This window comes from Camelimonas lactis (assembly GCF_004342915.1).
GTDB lineage: Bacteria > Pseudomonadota > Alphaproteobacteria > Rhizobiales > Beijerinckiaceae > Camelimonas > Camelimonas lactis.
Window position 1 is genome coordinate 52,884 of record NZ_SLWL01000005.1, and the last position, 20,254, is coordinate 73,137.

The 20,254-nt window shown below is 65.1% G+C and carries 17 protein-coding genes and 1 pseudogene; all 18 read right to left on the reverse strand.

What is annotated here, in order from left to right:
* Positions 1-302 precede the first annotated feature (302 nt).
* Positions 303-1,625 (reverse strand): proline--tRNA ligase, encoded by a 1,323-nt coding sequence (gene proS / locus EV666_RS07595; RefSeq protein ID WP_132005565.1) that lies wholly within the window; start codon positions 1,623-1,625, stop codon positions 303-305.
* Between the two features lie 182 nt (positions 1,626-1,807).
* Positions 1,808-2,038 (reverse strand): DUF1467 family protein, encoded by a 231-nt coding sequence (locus EV666_RS07600; protein WP_132005568.1) that lies wholly within the window; start codon positions 2,036-2,038, stop codon positions 1,808-1,810.
* Positions 2,039-2,266: 228 nt separating this feature from the next.
* Positions 2,267-2,671 (reverse strand): methylmalonyl-CoA epimerase, encoded by a 405-nt coding sequence (gene mce / locus EV666_RS07605; RefSeq protein WP_132005571.1) that lies wholly within the window; start codon positions 2,669-2,671, stop codon positions 2,267-2,269.
* A gap of 310 nt (positions 2,672-2,981) precedes the next feature.
* A complete protein-coding gene (locus tag EV666_RS07610; protein ID WP_132005574.1) occupies positions 2,982-4,655 on the reverse strand; it encodes a ribonuclease J in 1,674 nt (557 codons plus the stop codon).
* A gap of 5 nt (positions 4,656-4,660) precedes the next feature.
* Positions 4,661-5,503 (reverse strand): biotin--[acetyl-CoA-carboxylase] ligase, encoded by an 843-nt coding sequence (locus tag EV666_RS07615; RefSeq protein ID WP_132005577.1) that lies wholly within the window; start codon positions 5,501-5,503, stop codon positions 4,661-4,663.
* A 334-nt stretch (positions 5,504-5,837) separates the two neighbouring features.
* Positions 5,838-7,277 (reverse strand): NADH-quinone oxidoreductase subunit NuoN, encoded by a 1,440-nt coding sequence (gene nuoN, locus EV666_RS07620; protein ID WP_132005580.1) that lies wholly within the window; start codon positions 7,275-7,277, stop codon positions 5,838-5,840.
* 7 nt (positions 7,278-7,284) lie between these two features.
* Positions 7,285-8,796: an NADH-quinone oxidoreductase subunit M gene (locus EV666_RS07625; protein ID WP_132005583.1), complete on the reverse strand. Its 1,512-nt coding sequence runs from the start codon at positions 8,794-8,796 to the stop codon at positions 7,285-7,287.
* The gene (gene nuoL / locus EV666_RS07630; protein WP_132005586.1) at positions 8,796-10,802 is read right to left on the reverse strand and encodes an NADH-quinone oxidoreductase subunit L; all 2,007 of its coding nucleotides are present in this window, start codon (positions 10,800-10,802) and stop codon (positions 8,796-8,798) included. The genes EV666_RS07625 and nuoL overlap by 1 nt, the downstream gene beginning before the upstream one ends.
* 192 nt (positions 10,803-10,994) lie before the next feature.
* Entirely contained in the window at positions 10,995-11,303 is a 309-nt protein-coding gene (gene nuoK, locus EV666_RS07635) for an NADH-quinone oxidoreductase subunit NuoK (RefSeq protein ID WP_132005589.1), read from the reverse strand.
* Positions 11,304-11,317: 14 nt separating this feature from the next.
* Positions 11,318-11,932, reverse strand: coding sequence for an NADH-quinone oxidoreductase subunit J (locus tag EV666_RS07640; RefSeq protein ID WP_132005592.1), 615 nt, complete (start codon positions 11,930-11,932; stop codon positions 11,318-11,320).
* 230 nt (positions 11,933-12,162) lie between these two features.
* Complete coding sequence (gene nuoI, locus EV666_RS07645) at positions 12,163-12,651, reverse strand: NADH-quinone oxidoreductase subunit NuoI (protein WP_132005595.1); 489 nt, start codon at positions 12,649-12,651, stop codon at positions 12,163-12,165.
* Between the two features lie 139 nt (positions 12,652-12,790).
* Entirely contained in the window at positions 12,791-13,048 is a 258-nt protein-coding gene (locus tag EV666_RS07650; RefSeq protein WP_132005598.1) for a hypothetical protein, read from the reverse strand.
* Positions 13,045-14,097: an NADH-quinone oxidoreductase subunit NuoH gene (gene nuoH, locus EV666_RS07655; RefSeq protein WP_132005601.1), complete on the reverse strand. Its 1,053-nt coding sequence runs from the start codon at positions 14,095-14,097 to the stop codon at positions 13,045-13,047. Before nuoH ends, EV666_RS07650 begins: the two co-directional genes overlap by 4 nt.
* 11 nt (positions 14,098-14,108) lie before the next feature.
* The gene (gene nuoG / locus EV666_RS07660; protein ID WP_132005604.1) at positions 14,109-16,187 is read right to left on the reverse strand and encodes an NADH-quinone oxidoreductase subunit NuoG; all 2,079 of its coding nucleotides are present in this window, start codon (positions 16,185-16,187) and stop codon (positions 14,109-14,111) included.
* Between the two features lie 162 nt (positions 16,188-16,349).
* Positions 16,350-17,651, reverse strand: coding sequence for an NADH-quinone oxidoreductase subunit NuoF (nuoF, locus tag EV666_RS07665; protein WP_132005607.1), 1,302 nt, complete (start codon positions 17,649-17,651; stop codon positions 16,350-16,352).
* Positions 17,652-17,658: 7 nt separating this feature from the next.
* A pseudogene (nuoE, locus tag EV666_RS07670) lies at positions 17,659-18,318 on the reverse strand (NADH-quinone oxidoreductase subunit NuoE); the annotation flags it as partial.
* Positions 18,319-18,374: 56 nt separating this feature from the next.
* Positions 18,375-19,565, reverse strand: a complete 1,191-nt coding sequence (locus EV666_RS07675; protein WP_132005613.1) for an NADH-quinone oxidoreductase subunit D — start codon at positions 19,563-19,565, stop codon at positions 18,375-18,377.
* On the reverse strand, positions 19,562-20,227 hold the full coding sequence (locus EV666_RS07680; RefSeq protein WP_132005971.1) for an NADH-quinone oxidoreductase subunit C: 666 nt from the start codon (positions 20,225-20,227) through the stop codon (positions 19,562-19,564). Before EV666_RS07680 ends, EV666_RS07675 begins: the two co-directional genes overlap by 4 nt.
* Positions 20,228-20,254: the final 27 nt, after the last annotated feature.

The following is a 20,254-nucleotide window of genomic DNA, read 5'->3' on the forward strand; positions in this document are numbered from 1 at the left end:
AAGAAGCGCCATGACGTCGCGCCAGACCCGGCGCAACAGGCGCCGTGCGCGCATCCCGTGGCGATGGTCGCCGCCGGCGGGATGATGGCGCTGACATCGCGACAATAAAGCCAAATATGCTTAAAATTTGCTGAGCCAGCTCCGCGCCCGGGACGTTTCACCAGCGTCAGGCGAAGAAAGCCGCCAGGGGGAGCCGGACGACTTCCATGGCGGCGACTTTCCATAGCGACGGCTTCCACGTCAGCGCCTGGCCCTCACCCCGTGAACGGTTCGCCAGCAACGCCGGAAAGCCGGGCCGGACCTCAGCCGCAGATGCGGGCCACGGCGTCGGCCGGCGAAACCAGTTCGCGCTCGCCCGTGGCGCGGCGCTTCAGCTCCACCTGCCCGTTGGCCAGCCCCTTCGGGCCAACGAGAATCTGCCAGGGCGCGCCGATCAGGTCGGCGGTGGCGAATTTGCCGCCGGCGCGCTCGTCGCGATCGTCCAGCAGCACATCGAGGCCGCGGGCGGACAGCTGCCGGTACAGATCCTCGCACGCCGCGGCGGTGGCGGAATCACCCGCCTTGAGGTCGAGGATCGCCACATTGAACGGCGCCACGGCGTCGGGCCAGATAATGCCGGCTTCGTCGTGGTTAGCCTCGATCAGGGCGGCGACGAGGCGGCTTGGGCCGATGCCGTAGGAGCCCATGTGCACCGGACGCAGCTGCCCGTCAGGTCCGGCGACGACAGCGTTCATCGGCTCGGAATACTTCGTGCCGAAATAGAAAATGTGCCCGACCTCGATGCCGCGCGCCGCAAGGCGCCTGTCTTCCGGAACGGCGGCGAACCCCGCTTCGTCGTGCATTTCTTCCGTCGCCGCGTAAAGCGAGGTCCATCGGTCAACCAGCTGCTGCAAGCCGGCGCGGTCACCGAAATCCGTGTCTGCGGCGGGCGTGTCGAACGACAGGTAATCGCTGTGGCAAAACACGGCGCTTTCGCCAGTGTCGGCCAGGATGATGAACTCATGGCTGAGATCGCCGCCAATCGGCCCGGTGTCGGCCTTCATCGGCACCGCCTTCAGCCCCATGCGGGCGAAGGTGCGCAGATAGGCGGTGAACATGGCGTTGTAGGCGTGGCGCGCGCCCTCCTTGTCCAGATCGAAGGAATAGGCGTCCTTCATCAGGAACTCGCGCGAGCGCATCGTGCCGAAGCGCGGCCGGATCTCGTCCCGGAACTTCCACTGGATGTGGTACAGGTTCAGCGGCAGATCCTTGTAGGAACGCACATAGCCGCGGAAGATCTCGGTGATCATTTCCTCGTTGGTGGGGCCAAACAGCATCTCGCGCTCGTGGCGGTCGGTGATGCGCAGCATCTCCTTGCCATAGGCGTCGTAGCGGCCGGATTCCCGCCACAGGTCCGCCGGCTGGATGGTCGGCATCAGCAGTTCGACGGCCCCGGCCCGGTTCTGCTCCTCCCGGATGATCCCCGTCACCTTGTTGAGCACGCGCAGCCCCAGCGGCAGCCAGGCGTAGATGCCCGCCGTTTCCTGACGGATCATGCCGGCGCGCAGCATCAGCCGGTGCGAGACAATCTCGGCTTCCTTGGGGTTCTCCTTCAGGATCGGAAGGAAATAACGGCTGAGGCGCATGACGGCTCCGGACAGGCTGGAACGGGGAGAATCGCAGGGAAGATCACACGCGCGCGGCGCGCAAGACAAGCGCCAGCAACGCAATGACCATAGATGATTTGCCCTGACGCGCCGGCCGGCGTCTCAGGGCCACATTCCTTGCGCCCGGCGCGAACCGATCCGGCCCTGGCGCGAAACGCGGCTCAGAACGACAGATAGGGATAGGCGCCATACAGGCAGGCGAACAGCACGGCTGAAACAACGGTCGTCCACAGCACCTTCCACCACAACAGCGGCCGCGCCGGCGCGCCGGGCTCGGAGCCCTCCACCACCTCGCCGCTCTCATGCTGGCTGCGCACGCCAAACGGCAGGATCGCGAACAGGGTGATCCACCACATCACGAAATAAATGGCGATGGACAGGGTCAGGTTCATGCCGGCAACGGTTTCCTGTTCAGGAGCATGTTCCGCCTCGGAGCGTCATGCCCGATGAGATGGTTTTCGGGCGAAACGACCCGGGTCTAACCAGGCAGCAGAAAACCACCCTGATATGGCGTGTGCCTGCGGGCGCTCCCAGAAAAACCACTGGGAAGCGCCCGGAGCGTACAGGGGGCGGAAGGCTTCGCGTCGCGCGCAGCGAAACCTCCGCCTGCCCCAGCCTGGTCAGACCTGTTCGAGCTCGACCAGCGTGCCGCAGAAATCCTTCGGATGCAGGAACAGCACCGGCTTGCCGTGCGCGCCGATCTTCGGCTCGCCGCCGCCAAGCACGCGGGCGCCCCTGGCCACCAGCTGGTCGCGGGCGGCGATGATGTCCTCCACCTCGTAGCAGACGTGATGGATGCCGCCGTCAGGATTCTTGTCGACGAACTTCTGGATGGTCGAATCGTCGCCCAGCGGCTCCAGCAGCTCGATCTTGGTGTTCGGCAGTTCGACGAAGACCGTGTAAACGCCGTGCTCGGGCTGGGGCACCTTGGCGGAAACCGTCGCGCCGAGCGTTTCCTTGTAAACGCGCGTCGCCGCTTCAATGTCCTTGACGGCAATCGCCACGTGATTCAGCCGACCGATCATGATGTTCTCTCCCTGACTGCGGCGTTCCGGCGGCCATGGATGCGCCGCCAGAACGCGCCAAAACAGAATGCCGGAACGGGTTGCTGATCCGGCGTGACCAGCAACCAGCGCAGGCGACGCCCACGGGCGTTCGTGAAATATCGGTGCGCATCCCATGCCAGGCATCGCCTGTCCATGCGGCCAGTTGGCGCCGGCAGCGGCGGCGTGGACGACGTCCGGGCGCGGCGCGCGCTGAAGGGCAATCCATCCCGGCTTCCCGGACCCGGCGGGTCGTCCCGGCTGGCGGCGCCAGCCAACGCGGGACGTCAGGTCAGACGCCGACGATCATCACATGGCAAATCGGCTTCTTGCCCCAGATGTTGCGCAGCTCATTGCGCACCGCCCGCTCGACAGCCCCGGCGAACGCACTGGAATCACGCCGTTTGCGCGGTGGGAAATTGTCGATGGTTTCATCGACGATCTCGCCAATCAGCCCCGCCAGCTCCTCGCCCTGGGGCGACCTGGCCGGCACGCCAGCGATCTGGATCTCGGCTTCGCCAATGACATTGCCGCCATCGTCCACCGCAATGGCGACCGACACCACCCCGGCGAACGACAGCCGCCGGCGCTCGGCGATCGCCGGCTCGGTTGACGGAACGACAATGTCGCCGTCCTTGTACTGCACGCCGGATGGGATCTTGCCCACGACGCCGGCATTGCCTTCAGCGATCGCCACCACGTCGCCGTTCAGGGCGCGGATAACCGTCGGCACGCCCTGGGCCCGGGCGAAAGCGGCGTGCTCCGTAAGGTGCAGCGGCTCGCCATGGGCCGGAATGGCGATCTTTGGACGAATCCAGCTGTAAAGCTGCTCCAGCTCTCCGCGCCGCGGGTGACCCGAGACGTGGACCAGGTGATCCCGGTCGGTGAGAACCTCCACGTCCTTCAGCATCAGCCTGTTGATAATCTCACCCACCGCGCGTTCATTGCCCGGGATGGTGCGCGAGGAGAAAATCACCCGGTCGCCGGGAGAGATTTTCAGCGCCGGGTGATCGTCGCGGGCAATGCGCGACATGGCGGCGCGCGGCTCGCCCTGGCTGCCGGTCAGCAGCGCCACCACCTTGTTGCGCGGCAGGCGCGCCAGCGCATCCGGCGCGCGGAACGGCGGCAGACCGCTGAGATAGCCGCATTCGTCCGCGACCTGGATCACCCGGTCCATACCACGGCCAACCACCACCACTTCACGACCGCACGCCGCCGCAGCCTCCGCCACCGAGCGGATGCGCGCCACGTTGGAGGCAAAGGCCGTCACGCAAACACGGTTGCTGGCGCCGGCGATCAGGTCCTTCAGGGTATGGGAAACATCCGCTTCGCTCGGGCTTGAGCCGGCGCGGACCACATTGGTGGAATCGCACACCAGGGCCAGCACGCCCTCATCGCCAATCGCCTTCAGGCGCTCCACATCAGTGGCGCGGCCAACCACCGGCGTGGCGTCCAGCTTCCAGTCGCCAGTATGCAGCACCGTGCCGGCGGGCGTGCGAATGCAGAGCGCGTTCGCCTCCGGGATCGAATGCGACACCGGCACGAACTCGATGCTGAACGGCCCAAGGGTCAGCACGCCGCCCTGCTTCACCTCGCGCAGCGGAATCTTTGGCGCATTGAACTCCGACAGCCGGCGCGCCTCCAGCAGGCCCAGCGAGAAGCGGGTGCCGTACACCGGCACGCCAAGCTGGGGCCACAACTGGGCGATGGCGCCGATGTGGTCCTCGTGGGCGTGCGTCACCACCAGGCCAAGCAGATTCTTGCGGATTGACTGGATGAACTGCAGATCCGGATACACCAGATCGATCCCGGGGGTTGCGTCGGCCTGGGCAAAGCTTACCCCCAGGTCCACCAGAATCCACTGCCGGTTCTTGCGCGGCCCAAAACCGTACAGGGCCGCGTTCATGCCAATCTCGCCAAGCCCGCCAAGCGGCGCAAAAACGAGTTCCTCAACCGGCTGTGTCATGTGCATCAAATCCTTGCAGCGTTCCGCGACGCCCCGACTTGCGGGCGCGCAGCCGCAGCTTCCCCCCTGAATGAACCTACGTCGCCAAAATGGACGTCGCCGGCGGTAATGGTCCGCGCCTCGCCCGTCGGCAGGCGGACGACCAGTTGCCCGGCCGCGTCGATGGTCTCGAACACGCCGCGAATGACTTCATCGCCAAACTGGATGGCGACCGGGCCGCCAACGCCATGCGCCCTGGCCAGCCACGCATCCCGAATGCGCGCCATGCCGCGCGCGTTATCCCATAACGCGAAATATTCCAGCCATGTAGCTGACAATGCTTCAAAAAGCGAAGCTGCATTCACGTGCGCGCCCGCCTGTTGCAACGACGCCACGGCGTAAGGCGCGCCTTCCGGCGCCGCCGTCACATTGACGCCAATGCCAATCACCACCACCCGCCGTCCGCGCGGAAGCACCTCGCTCTCCAGCAACATGCCGGACGCCTTGCCGCCATTGATCAGCAAATCATTGGGCCATTTGACCCTGAGGCCATCGACGAGGTGCGGCGCGCAGATCCGCACCGCTTCATGCAGCGCAACGCCTGCAACGAAGCCAATGGTCGCGGTCATGCCGGGCTCACACTGGGGCTCAACCAGCAGCGACGCCGCAAGATTGCCGCGTGGGCCTTCCCAGCTGCGGCCGCGCCGGCCGCGACCGCCGCGCTGGTGCGCCGTCACCACCCACAGATTGGCGTCAGCTCCCGCGCGCCCCCGCTCCATGGCGTCCGTATTCGTCGAGCCCTCCACGACGTCGAAGGCCAGAAGCCTGTAGCCGGCCGCTTCGGCCTGGGGCGCGAGTGAAAACCGCATGTATATTGACGCCCCTTCCGGCTTGCGCGGCGTTTCATGCCCCGCGTTTCAACGGGTCATGGCGACTGGCGCGTCCCTGGCCCTCGCGCCATGGGCCGCCACCCCTCGCCCGCAAGGCGGAGCTTACAGCGACCATGACCCCGAATAATCCCAAATAGCCTGTTGTGTATGCCAGAGCCATCCCGTCAACGCTACATCTGTATTCCATCTCCTGACAGGCTCAGCCCGGCCCGTAGCGGGAGCGGGCCGGGCCACCGACAAAAAAACGCGGCGTCCATGACGCCGCGCTTTCTCATGCCGGGAATATCAGGCTTCCTGTCCGGCCAGCGCCGTCTCAGAACAGGGTTTTCGCCGCGGCGACCGCCACCACGTTCAGCAGCGCCGGGGCCACGAAATAGCCAACGGTGACGATGCTCGACAGGGCAAGCACCAGCTTCGCCGCGCCCGGCATCGGGTCCAGCGCCTCCTTCGGCTCGTCGAAGAACATCACCTTGACGATGCGCAGGTAGTAAAAGGCGCCGACCACGCTGGTCAGGATGCCGAACACCGCCAGCAGCGTCAGCTTGGCCTGGATGGCGGCCGCGAACACGTAGAACTTGGCGAAAAAGCCCGCCAGCGGCGGAATGCCGGCCAGCGAAAACATCAGCAGGGCGAACAGATAGGCCATCGCCGGGTGCTGCTTCGACAGCCCGGCCAGATCGCTGATCGCCTCCACCGGCTGACCATTGCGGCGCATGGAGACGATGCAGGCGAACACGCCCAGGGTCATCGCCACATAGATCGCCATATACAGCAGCACGCCATAGACGCCCTGCTCCGTGCCAGCGGCAAGCCCCACCAGGGCGAACCCCATGTGGCCGATCGACGAATAGGCCATCAGGCGCTTGATGTTGTGCTGACCAATGGCCGCGAACGCGCCAAGCGCCATCGAGGCGAACGACACGAACACGATGATCTGCTGCCACTGGCCCGTAATGCCCGGGAAGGCGCCGACCAGCACGCGCACGGTGATGGCCACGGCGGCGACCTTGGGGGCGCTGGCGAGAAACGCGGTGACCGGGGTCGGCGCGCCTTCGTAAACGTCCGGCGTCCACATGTGGAACGGCACGGCGCTCATCTTGAACGCAAGGCCGGCGGCAAGGAAAGCCAGGCCGAAAATCACGCCGCTATGGGGCGCGCCCGTGACGGCGGCGGCAATGCCGGCGAACGACACCGTGCCGGTGAACCCATAGATCAGCGAGGCGCCGTACAGCAGCATGCCCGAGGACAGGGCGCCGAGCACGAAGTACTTCAGGCCAGCTTCCGTCGAGCGGGTGCTGTCGCGGTCGAAGGCGCAAATGACGTAGATCGCCAGCGACTGCAGCTCCAGGCCAATATACAGCGCGATCAGGTCGCCGGCCGAGATCATCACCATCATGCCGGTGACGGAGAGCAGCACCAGCACCGGATACTCGAAGGCGCTCAGGCGACGCTGGCGGAAGTCGTCAAACGACAGCATCAGCGCGCCGGCGGCGCCAATCAGCGCCAGCACCTTCATGAAGCGACCGAAGCCGTCAACGACGAAGGCGCCGTTGAATGCGATGGTCCGCCCCTCCGGCTGCATTGCAACCAGGGCTCCCGCGACGATCAGCAACAGCAGCGTCATGCCATTGACAAAAGCCGTCGACCGGGGGCCCGCGAAGGCCCCAATGAGCAGCAGCGCAAGCGCGCCCCCCGCGAGCAGCAGCTCGGGCAGGAACAACGGAAGCGCTGGAAAAATCGCTGCGGCGGTCATGCTTGCCTCAATGGATCGCGAGCGCGGCCGTTTTCACGGCGGAGAGCGCTGCCTGGGTGTGCTTGAGAAGTTCGGCTGTCGGCGCGGCGAACACGTCGAGGATCTGGCCCGGCTGCACGCCATACCAGATGATCAGCAGGATCAGCGGGACGAAGATCACCACCTCGCGCACGTCGAGATCGGTCATCTTGCGCAGGGAGTCCTTCTCCATCGGGCCGAACACCACGCGGCGGAACAGCCACAGGGCGTAGGCCGCCGACAGGATGACGCCGGTGCAGGCGAAGAACGCAACCCACGGATTGGCGCGGAAGGCGCCCAGCAGCGTCAGAAACTCGCCGACGAAGCCCGACGTGCCCGGCAGGCCGACATTGGCCATGGTCAGGATCAGCATGACGACGGCGTATTTCGGCATGCGCGAGACAAGGCCGCCGTAGGCGTCGATGCGCAGGGTGTGCAGGCGATCGTAAATGACGCCGACGCCAAGGAACAGCGCGCCCGAGACGAGGCCGTGCGACACCATCTGGAACATCGCGCCCTGGACGCCCTGCTCGGTCATCGAGAAAATGCCCATGGTCACGAAGCCCATGTGAGCGACCGACGAATAGGCAATGAGCTTCTTGATGTTCTCCTGCATCAGCGCGACCAGCGAGGTGTAGATGATCGCGATCACCGACATGGCGTAAACCAGCGGCGCGAAATACGCCGACGCATCGGGGAACATGGGCAGCGAGAAGCGGATGAAGCCGTAACCGCCCATCTTCAGCAGGATGCCGGCAAGGATCACCGAACCGGCGGTCGGCGCCTCCACGTGGGCGTCGGGCAGCCAGGTGTGCACCGGCCACATCGGCATTTTCACCGCGAAGGAGGCGAAGAAGGCCAGCCACAGCCAGATCTGCAACTGCGCGCCAAACTTGTGCTGCAGCAGGGTCGGAATGTCGGTGGTGCCGGCCTGCCAGTACATGGCCATGATCGCCAGCAGCATCAGCACCGAGCCGAGCAGCGTGTAGAGGAAGAACTTGAAGCTGGCGTAGATGCGCCGGTCATGACCCCAGATGCCGATGATCAGGAACATCGGGATCAGGCCCGCCTCAAAGAACAGGTAGAACAGCACCAGGTCGAGCGCGGCGAACACGCCGATCATCGTCGCTTCCAGGATCAGGAAAGCGATGAAGTATTCGCGCACCCGGTGCCCGATCGAATTCCACGACGCCAGCACGCAGAACGGCATCAGGAACGCCGTCAGCACGATGAACGGCAGCGAGAACCCGTCGACGCCCAGCTTGAAGCGGATCGTCTCGGCGATCCAGGCGTGGCTTTCGACCAGCTGGAACGTGGCGCTGGCGGTGTCAAAACGATGCCAGGCGACCAGCGACAGGATGAACGTCGCGATGGTGGTCGCCAGCGCGATCCAGCGCGCATTGGCGGCGACGGATTCCTTCGCGCCGCGCAGAACCAGGATCAGCAGCGCGCCAACAACCGGAATGGCGACCAGGCCAGAGAGGATGCCAAAGCCGAACATCAGTGGGCCCCTCCAACGAGGTACCAGGTAACGAGGATTGCAACGCCAATCAGCATGGCGAACGCATAGTGATAGAGGTAGCCGGACTGCAGCCGCACCGCGCCGCGGGCGACATCGACCACACGGGCGGACACGCCGTCGGGCCCGAAGCCGTCAATCAGCCAGCCGTCGCCCTTCTTCCAGAGGAAGCTGCCAATCCACTTCGCCGGGCGCACGAACAGGAAGTCGTAAATCTCGTCGAAGTACCACTTGTTGAGCAGGAAGCGGTACAGGATCGGCTGGTCGGCCGCGAGCTGCTTCGGCAGGGCCGGGTTCTTGACGTAGAACCACCAGGCGATGACGAAGCCCAGGATCATCATGATCATCGGCGACAGCTTCACCCACAGCGGCACATGATGGATGTCGTGCAGGATGTGGTTGTCCTTCGCCGTGAACAGCGCGCCCTTCCAGAACTGCTCGTAATTGTCGCCGATGAACGACCCGGCGAACACCGCGCCCGCGACCAGCGCGCCGACCGACAGCACGGCCAGCGGGATCATCATCACCATCGGGCTCTCGTGCGGCGTGTGATCGCCGTGGCCGTGACCGGCGTGAGCATGATCATCGCGCCCATGCGCGGCGGAGGCATGATCCTCATGGCCGTGCGCGTCATGGTGCTTCCAGCGCGGCTCGCCGAAGAAGGTCATGAAGAACAGGCGCCAGGAGTAGAACGAGGTGAACAGCGCGGCGATGACCACGCACAGGAAGGCGTAGGTAGCCGCCGGCGAGTGCGAGGCGAAGGCGGATTCGATGATCGCGTCCTTCGAGAAGTAGCCGGCGGTATACGGGAAGCCGGTCAGCGCCAGATTGCCGATCAGCATGGCGATCATGGTGTACGGAATGTACTTCCGCAGCCCGCCCATGTTCCGCATGTCCTGCTCATGGTGGCAGGCGTGGATCACCGAGCCGGCGCCAAGGAACAGCAGGGCCTTGAAGAAGGCGTGCGTGAACAGGTGGAACACGCCCGCGCCAAAGGCGCCGACGCCCAGCGCCACGAACATGTAGCCAAGCTGCGAGCAGGTCGAATAGGCGATGACGCGCTTGATGTCGTTCTGCACCAGGCCGACGGTGGCGGCGAAAAAGGCCGTCGTCGCGCCAACCACCGTCATCACCACGAGCGCGGTGGGAGCCAGCTCGAACAGCGGCGTCAGCCGGGCGACCATGAACACGCCCGCGGTCACCATGGTGGCGGCGTGAATGAGCGCCGAAACCGGGGTCGGGCCTTCCATCGCGTCCGGCAGCCAGGTGTGCAGCAGGAACTGGGCCGATTTGCCCATCGCGCCCATGAACAGCATCAGGCAGGCGATGGTCATGGCGTTCCAGTCATAACCCAGGAAGTGGAACGTCTTGCCGGCCATCTCGGCGGCCTTCGGGAAGATCTGGTCGAAGGCGACCGAACCCGTCATCACGAAGACAATGAATATGCCGAGCAGGAAGCCGAAGTCGCCGACCCGGTTGACAACGAACGCCTTCATGGCGGCGGCGTTGGCCGAGGGCTTCTCGTACCAGAAGCCGATCAGCAGGTAGGAGGCCAGGCCGACGCCTTCCCAGCCGAAGAACATCTGCACCAGATTGTCAGCCGTCACCAGCATCAGCATGGCGAAGGTGAACAGCGACAGATAGGCGAAGAACCGTGGCCGGGACGGGTCTTCGTGCATGTAGCCAATTGAATAGAGATGCACGAGCGCCGACACGGTGTTGACCACCACCAGCATGACGGCGGTCAGGGTGTCGATCTTCAGCGCCCAGTCGGCCGCCAGCCCGCCGGAGGTCATCCAGTTGACGATCGTCACGTGGACAGGGCCGGACTGGTACGCCACCTGCCAAAACACCACCCACGACAGCGCCGCTGAAACGAACAGCAGCGACGTGGTGACGATTTCGCTGGCGCGCGCCCCCATGATGCGGCCAAAGAGGCCTGCAATCAGAAATCCGGCAAGCGGAAGAAAGACGATCGCGTGATACATGACGGCCGTTCGTGCATGTGGACGGCCGCAGCTTGCGCACCGCCGTCCTGTGGCTTGTTTCGGCGCCGCTCGCGGGGAAACCCCCTGCCCGACGGATGTCAGGCGCTCGCGGCTCCGGCTCTTGAGCCGCGTCGCACCAAAGCGCGGCGCGGCCAATCCATGGTTCCGCCGGCCAGGGCCGGCGGCGGGGCGTCAGCCCTTCAGCGTGTTGACGTCCTCCACCGCGATGGAGCCGCGGTTACGGAAGAACACCACCAGGATGGCGAGGCCAATGGCGGTCTCGGCGGCGGCGACGGTGAGCACCATCAGGGCGAACACCTGGCCCATCATGTCGCCGAGGAAGCTGGAGAAGGCCACGAAATTCAGGTTCACCGAGAGCAGGATCAGCTCGATCGACATCAGGATGACGATGACGTTCTTGCGGTTAAGAAAGATGCCGAAGACGCCGAGGGTGAACAGGATGGCGGCGACGGTGAGGTAATGGCCAAGTCCGATAATCATCTGGCTGATCTCCCTCAGAGGCCGCGACGGAAGGGGACCTTCCGCAGTTCGATGACGTCTTCCTTGTTGCGGGCGACCTGGCGGCTGATGTCCTGGCGGCGCACATTCGGCTTGTGGCGCAGGGTGAGCACGATGGCGCCGATCATGGCCACCAGCAGCACCAGGCCGGCTGCCTGGAAGTAGAAGACGAAGTCCGTATACAGCACCCGGGCCAGCGCTTCGGTGTTGGTGATCTGGGCGGCCGGCGGGATCGGCGCCGCGACGGTGCGCGGAACGCCCGCGGGGGCCAGCCAGGCGCCGATGATCATCACCAGCTCGGCCAGCAGCACCAGGCCGACAAGCGCGCCCACCGGCATGTACTGCAACGCGCCCTTCTTCAGCTCGGCGAAGTCCACGTCCAGCATCATGACGACGAACAGGAACAGCACCGCCACGGCGCCCACATAGACGATGATGAGCAGCAGCCCCAGGAACTCGGCGCCAAGCAGGATGAACAATCCCGTGACGTTGGCGAACGTCAGGATCAGAAACAGCACCGAATGCACGGGATTGCGCGAGGCGATCACCATGAACGCCGAAGCGACGGCGACGGCCGAAAAGAGATAGAAGAAGACTGCTGCGGCGATCATCCGTCTGCGTCCTTGACAGCCTGCCCGGCGGTCGGTTGCGGTTCAGGGTCCCGGAAGAACCCCCAACCCGTCCTGGAGCGTCTTCCTGACGCCAGGCGGCCCGCGCCCTGCCAGGAAAACACGTTAAATCCAATGCGTGAGCCAGAATTCCCGTTCAGCACGAACAGGACCCTGCTCCATGCGCCCCGCCCCGCGCGCTGGCGTCGGGCCGGGCGCGGAAACGGTCCGGCTTAACGGTATGGCGCGTCCATCGCGATGTTGCGCGCGATCTCCCGCTCCCACCGGTCGCCGTTATCGAGGAGCTTCTGCTTGTCGTAGAACAGCTCCTCGCGCGTCTCGACCGCGAACTCATAGTTCGGGCCCTCGACAATGGCGTCGACCGGGCAGGCCTCCTGGCACATGCCGCAATAGATGCACTTCACCATGTCGATGTCGTAACGGGTGGTGCGGCGCGTGCCGTCGTTGCGACGCGGCCCGGCCTCGATGGTGATGGCCTGGGCCGGGCAGATGGCTTCGCACAGCTTGCAGGCGATGCACCGCTCCTCACCGTTCGGATAACGGCGCAGCGCGTGTTCGCCGCGAAAGCGCGGTGACAACTGGCCCTTCTCGAAGGGATAGTTGAGGGTCGCCTTGGGCCTGAAGAAATAGCGCATCGACAGCGCGAACGCCGATACGAACTCCTTCAGAAACAACGACGACACCGCCTGGCCGATCGCCATGATCTTAACTCCGTCAACGCTGCGCGCCTGCTGTCCGCCAGCCCGGCGCCCAGCCACGCCAGCGGCGCCCCGTGCTTCCGGGGAACCGCCTGGAGCGCTCTCCGACAGGACAGGGCGAAGCCCCGTCAGGAAAACGCACTCATTCGAACGCCCTGCTGACAGCCACGCCAAGCGCGAAGCCGGCGAGCGGCAGGACCGCCAGGGAGGACCAGACCAGCCGGCGGATCGTCGCCAGGCGCTTCTGGAACTCCAGTTCATCGGGAGACGGACCTTCCGCCTCCGTCTCCTGGTCAATCGCCCGGCGGATCAGCGCCTGGGCGACCAGAATTTGCACGACCGCCATCATCAGGCCGATGGCGGCGCCGGCGATGGCCGCCGGCGTCAGCAGCTGCATCATGCGCCCGGGGCAAACCCGGTGAAGTGCAGGAAGAACGCGACCAGCACCACCATGGCCAGCGAGATGGGCAGGAACACCTTCCAGCCCAGACGCATCAGCTGGTCATAGCGGTAACGCGGAACCATCGCCTTCGCCATCGCGATCAGGAAGAAGAAGAACGACAGCTTGAGGATGAACCAGACGACGCCCGGAACCCACGTGAACGGCGGCAGGTCAACCGGCGCGGACCAGCCGCCCATGAACAGGATGGCGCCCATGGCGCACATGGTCAGGATGGCGATGTACTCGCCCAGCATGAACAGCAGGTACGGCGTGGACGAATATTCCACCATGAAGCCGGCGACCAGCTCCGACTCGGCCTCGGCCAGGTCAAAGGGCGGGCGGTTGGTTTCCGCAAGCGTCGAGATCAGGAAGACCACGAACATCGGGAACAGCGGAATGATGTACCAGTTCAGGAAGGTGAGCTGCGGTACGCCCAGCAGCGAAGCCAGACCGCGCGCCTGCTGCGCCTCGACAATCCCCGACAGGTTCAGCGTGCCGGCGCACAGCAGCACCGTGACGATGACGAAGCCGATGGAAACTTCGTAGCTGACCATCTGCGCCGTGGCGCGCAGCGCCGACAGGAACGGATATTTCGAATTGGAGGCCCAGCCAGCCATGATGGTGCCGTAGACCATCAGCGACGAGATCGCCAGGATGAACAGGACGCCGACGTTGATGTCCGCCACCACCCAGCCGGCGTTGACCGGCACCACGGCCCAGGCGGAAAGCGCCAGCACGCCGGTGATCAGCGGCGCCAGCAGGAACAGGCCCTTGTTCGAGCCCGCCGGAATCACCGGCTCCTTCAGCACGAACTTCAACAGGTCGGCGAATGACTGCAGCAGACCGAAGGCGCCCACCACGTTGGGGCCGCGCCGCAGCTGCACCGCAGCCCAGATCTTGCGGTCAGCGAGCAGGTAATAGGCCGTGAACAGCAGCAGCGCCACCAGCAGCACAACGCTCTGCAAGGCGATGAGCAGGACGTGCAGGAGACCATCCCAGAAAGACATCACGGCTCCCCTTACTCAGCAGCCTGGGCGACGGCGCCGCGCGCCAGCGCTGAACATTCAGCCATGACGGCCGAAGCGCGGGCGATCGGATTGGTCAGATAGAAATCAACGACGGGGCTGGCGAACGGCGCCGGCTCCATCTGGGCGATGGCCGCGGCGATGGCCGGCAGCTCCAGCGCGCCAGCGGCGATCTGGTTGCGATCCGCCATATGCGGAACCTCAGCAACAAGCGCCTCGCGCAGCGCGCCAAGATTGTCATAGCCAAGGCGGTGACCCAGAACGTCCGACAAGGCGCGGATGATCGCCCAGTCCTCGCGGGCGTCGCCCGGCGGGAACGAGGCGCGGTCCGCCACCTGCACCCTGCCCTCGGTGTTGAGGTAGATGCCTGACTTCTCCGGATAGGCCGCGCCCGGCAGAATGACGTCGGCGCGGTGCGCGCCATTGTCGCCATGGCTGCCCTGGTAGATGACAAAGGCGCCAGGGGCGATGCTGATCTCGTCGGCGCCGAGCAGATAAACCACATCGAGCGCGCCGGCCGCCGCCATCTGCTGCGCAGACAGCCCACCCTCGCCCGGGACGAAGCCCACGTCGAGCGCGCCAACGCGCGCCGCCGCCGTGTGCAGGACGCTGAGCCCGTTCCAGTCATCGCCCACCGCGCCAACGTCCACAGCCAGCCGCGTGGCGGCGGCCAGCACGGCCGCGCCATCAGCGCGCGCCAGGGCCCCCTGACCGATGATGATGAGCGGCCGCTGCGCCTGACGAAGCACCTCGACGAAGCCGTGCGCGCCATTGGCCAGATCGACCAGCGTCTGGGCGCCGGCGCCGAGTTGTTCGGCGCGGTAGGTCAGGTCCATCGCCTCGCCCACATAGGCGACCGGCAGATTGCCCGCCAGCCAGCGCTTGCGGATACGGGCGTTGAGCACCGGCGCTTCGCGGCGCGGGTTGGAGCCGATCAGCAGGACGGCGTCCGCGTCCTCGATGCCGGCGATCGTGGCGTTGAACAGATAGCTGCCGCGACCGAAAGCCGGATTGAGCTGCGCCCCGTCCTGACGGCAGTCAAGGTTTGGCGAGCCCAGCGCCTGCATCAGCTGCCGCAGGGCGAAGATCTCTTCGACCGCGTTCAGGTCGCCGGCGATGGCGCCGATGCGCGACGGTTCCGTCGCCTTCACCTTCGCCGCGATCAACGCGAACGCCTCGCTCCACGAAGCCGCACGCAGGCGCCCGTTCTCGCGGATGTAAGGCCGGTCAAGGCGCTGGGTCTTCAGGCCGTCCCAGATGAAGCGGGTCTTGTCGGAAATCCACTCCTCGTTCACGTCCTCATTGACGACCGGCAGGATGCGCATGACCTCACGACCGCGCGTATCAATGCGAATGGCCGAGCCGACCGCGTCCATCACGTCGACGGACTCGGTCTTGATCAACTCCCACGGCCTGGCCTTGAAGGCGTAGGGCTTCGACGTCAGGGCGCCGACCGGGCACAGGTCGATGACATTGCCCTGAAGCTCCGAACCCATGGCGTGTTCGAGGTAGGTGGTGATCTCCATGTCCTCGCCGCGACCAATCGCGCCCAGATCGCCGACGCCCGCCACCTCATTGGTAAAGCGCACGCAGCGGGTGCAATGGATGCAGCGGTTCATGGAGGTGCGAACCAGCGGGCCGATGTACTTGTCTTCGACCGCCCGCTTGTTCTCGTGGAAACGGCTGGAATCCACGCCATAAGCCATGGCCTGGTCCTGCAGGTCGCACTCGCCGCCCTGGTCGCAGATCGGGCAGTCCAGCGGATGGTTGACCAGCAGGAATTCCATCACGCCCTCGCGGGCCTTCTTGACCATCGGCGATTTGGTGAAAACCACCGGCGGCTCGCCATTCGGTCCCGGGCGCAGATCGCGCACGCCCATGGCGCAGGAGGCCACCGGCTTTGGCGGACCGCCCTGCACCTCAACGAGGCACATGCGGCAGTTGCCGGCGATGGACAGCCGCTCGTGATAGCAGAAGCGCGGAATCTCGGCGCCAGCGGCCTCACAGGCCTGGAGTATGGTGTACTCCGGCGGGACCTCGATCTCTTTTCCGTCGACAATCAGCTTCGGCATGGCTTCCTTCCGTCTCAGGCGACGTTGGGCCGTGGGAGCGCCCCGGCTCGCCGGAATGCGCCCTGTCTTTTTGTTTCCGCGTTTTCCCGCAGCAGAACCCGCCGCGGGAAAACGCCTGGATGATTGCGCCAGCCAGCGGCCAGCGCGAAAATGTTCAGCCGCTCACTCGGCCGCCACCGGAACCGGATCGATATGCGGGTTCGCCGCATACTGGTCGATGCGCTTCTCAATTTCCGGACGGAAATGGCGGATGAGCCCCTGGATCGGCCAGGCCGCCGCGTCGCCAAGCGCGCAGATGGTGTGGCCTTCAATCTGCTTGGTCACGTCCAGCAGCATGTCGATCTCGCGCTTCTGGGCGCGGCCTTCGGCCATGCGGCTGATGACGCGCCACATCCAGCCGGTGCCTTCACGGCACGGCGTGCACTGGCCGCAACTCTCGTGCTTGAAGAAGTACGACAGGCGGGCAATGGCGCGGATCACATCGGTGGACTTGTCCATCACCAGCACGCCGGCGGTGCCGAAGCTGGAGGTGGCGGCGCGGCAGCCGTCAAAGTCCATGATCAGGTCGTCGCACAGATGCGCCGGAATGATCGGGCACGAGGCGCCGCCGGGAATAATGCCCAGCAGGTTGTCCCAGCCGCCACGCACGCCGCCGCCGTGGCGCTCGATCAGCTCACGGAACGGAATGCCCATCGACTCTTCCACCACGCAGGGCGTGCCGACGTGGCCAGAGATGCCGAACAGTTTGGTGCCGACATTGTTGGGGCGGCCAATGCCGTTGAACCAGTCCGCGCCGCGACGCAGGATCGTGCCGGCCACCGCGATCGACTCCACGTTGTTCACCGTGGTCGGGCAGCCATAAAGCCCCATGTTGGCCGGGAATGGCGGCTTCAGCCGCGGCATGCCCTTCTTGCCTTCAAGGCTCTCCAGCAGCGCGGTTTCCTCGCCGCAGATGTAAGCGCCTGCCCCGTGATGCACATACAAATCAAACGGATAGCCGTGAATGTTATCCTGGCCGATGAGCCGCGCCGCGTAAGCCTCGTCAACGGCGCGTTGCAGCGCCTCACGCTCGGCGATGAACTCGCCGCGAATGTAGATGTAGGCCGCGTGCGCCCCCATGGCGAAGGACGCGATCATCGCGCCTTCGATCAGCAGATGCGGATCGTGCCGCAGTATCTCGCGGTCCTTGCAGGTGCCAGGCTCGGACTCGTCGCCGTTGATCACCAGATAATGCGGACGGTCGCCCGTCTGCTTCGGCATGAACGACCATTTCAGACCGGTGGGAAAGCCCGCGCCGCCGCGACCGCGCAGGTTGGACTTTTTCATCTCGTCGATGATCCAGTCGCGCCCCATTTCCAGCAGGAACTTGGTGCCGTCCCACGCGCCGCGACGCTGGGCGGCCTGAAGGCTCGCCGGCTGCAGGCCGTAGACGTTGGTGAAGATCCGATCCTTGTCCGACAGCATGGCCTCAGTCCTTCTGCGCGAACCTGGCGCGCCAGGCGCCGACAACCGAGCCGTCGTACAGCGACGGGTCGGTCAGGGAGGTCAGCTTGCCCCCGGCCGGCTCCGCCGCATGGCGGCCCTGCTGCGGGCCCGGCTTCACCGGGCGCCCCGCCGCCAGATCCTTCAGCAGATTGATGAGGATCTCGGGCGTCAGATCCTCATAATAATCGTCGTTGATCTGCACCATCGGCGCATTGCAGCAGGCGCCGAGGCACTCGACCTCAAGCCAGGAAAAATTGCCGTCGGCGGAAACCGTGCGCTCCGGCCCGACAAATCCGCGCAGGGCCTCGCGCAGGTCGTGGGCCCCGCACACCATGCAGTGCGTCGTGCCGCAAAGCTGGACGAAAAAGCGACCAACCGGCTCCAGCGCGAACATGGTGTAGAAGGTGGCGATCTCCAACACGCGAATATAGTTCATGCCGAGAATGCCGGCGACGTGCTCGATGGCCCGCTGCGGCAACCAGCCGCCGGCCTGCGCCTGCGCCCGCCACAACAGCGGGATCACGGCGGAGGCCTGACGACCCTCAGGGTACTTGGCGATCTGTTGGCTCGCCCACGCGGCGTTTTCCGGCGTGAAGACGAATTCTGCCGGCTGTACTTCGGGCGGGGCCAGACGACGTACGCTCATGACTTACGCAAATCCCTTGCTGACGCCAGCAACCTGGCTTTCAGGACGCGGGCCGGTCACCGGTCCACCTCGCCAAACACGATGTCGATCGAACCGAGGATCGCCGAGACGTCCGCCAGCATATAGCCGCGCGACAGGTGATCCATGGCCGCCAGATGGGCGAAGCCCGGGGCCCTGATCTTGCAGCGGTAGGGCATGTTGCCGCCGTCCGCCACCAGATAGACGCCGAACTCACCCTTCGGAGCCTCGACCGCCGCGTACACCTCGCCCGCCGGGACGTGATAGCCCTCGGTGTACAGCTTGAAATGGTGGATCAGCGCTTCCATCGACCGCTTCATGTCGCCGCGCTTCGGCGGCGTCACCTTGTGGTCCTGGGTCAGCACCGGCCCCTGCCCGTCTGGCGCGCGCAGCTTGTCGACGCACTGGCGCATGATGCGGACGGACTGAACCATCTCCTCCATGCGCACACAGTAGCGGTCGAAGCAGTCGCCGTGCTTGCCGACGGGAATGTCGAAATCCATTTCCTCGTAGCACTCATAGGGCTGCGCCTTGCGCAGATCCCACGCGGCGCCGGCGGCGCGCACCAGCACGCCGGAGAAGCCGTGCGCCCAGCACTCATCCAGTGTGGTCGGCGAAATGTCGACGGTGCGCTGCTTGAAAATACGGTTGCCGGTGACCAGACGGTTGAGATCGTCAATGGTCTTCAGGAACGGATCGCAGAACGCCTCGATATCGTCGATCAGATCCGGCGGCAGATCCTGGTGCACGCCGCCCACGCGGAAGTAGTTAGCGTGCATGCGCGCGCCGCAGGCCCGCTCATAGAAGATCATCAGCTTCTCGCGCTCTTCAAAGCCCCACAGCGGCGGGGTGAGCGCGCCAACGTCCATGGCGAACGTGGTGACGTTGAGCAGATGCGACAGGATGCGGCCGATTTCCGAATAGAGCACCCGGATCAGCTGACCGCGCCGCGGAACCTCGATGCCCAGCAGCTTTTCCACCGCGAGGGCGAAGGCATGCTCCTGGTTCATCGGCGCCACGTAGTCGAGGCGGTCGAAATAGGGCGTGGCCTGAGCGTAGGTCTTGTATTCAATCAGCTTTTCGGTGCCGCGGTGCAGCAGGCCGATATGCGGATCAACGCGCTCGACCACCTCGCCGTCAAGCTCCAGCACCATACGCAGCACGCCGTGGGCGGCCGGATGCTGGGGACCAAAGTTGATCGAAAAATTGCGGAGCTGGTGTTCGCTCATGGCGCTTTCCCCGAACCCTTCTGCTCCGAAGCCTTCTCGTCACCCGGCAGCACGTAGTCCACGCCTTCCCACGGCGACAGGAAGTCGAAGCGGCGAAATTCCTGACGCAGGGCCACCGGCTCGTAGACAACGCGCTTCTGCGCGTCGTCATAACGCACCTCGACAAAGCCGGTGAGCGGAAAATCCTTGCGCAGCGGATGCCCCTCGAAGCCATAATCTGTCAGCAGGCGCCGCAGATCAGGGTGGCCGGAGAAGATCACGCCATACATGTCCCACGTCTCCCGCTCATACCAGTTGGCGGCGGGAAATACCTCGACCAGTGACGGCACCGGCGTCTGTCCGTCGGTCTGCACTTTCAGGCGAATGCGGGCGTTCAGGGTTGGCGACAGCAGGTGATAGACCACGTCAAAGCGCTTCTCACGCTCCGGATAGTCGGCGCCACATATGTCAATCAGGCAAACGAAGCGCAGATCAGCCGTATCGCGCAACTTCAGCGCCACGTCGGCGATACGCCCGGCGTCCACATCAAGCGTCAGCTCGCCGAACGCGGTTCGGGCCGACACGCCGTCAGCGCCCACAGCCTGAAGTACCCGCGCGCCAAGGGCGTCGGGATCAGCGCCCGCCTGGCCCTCGACTGTCTGATTGAGGCTTGCCTCTGACATCATCCGTCCAATCACACCTGCAACCGG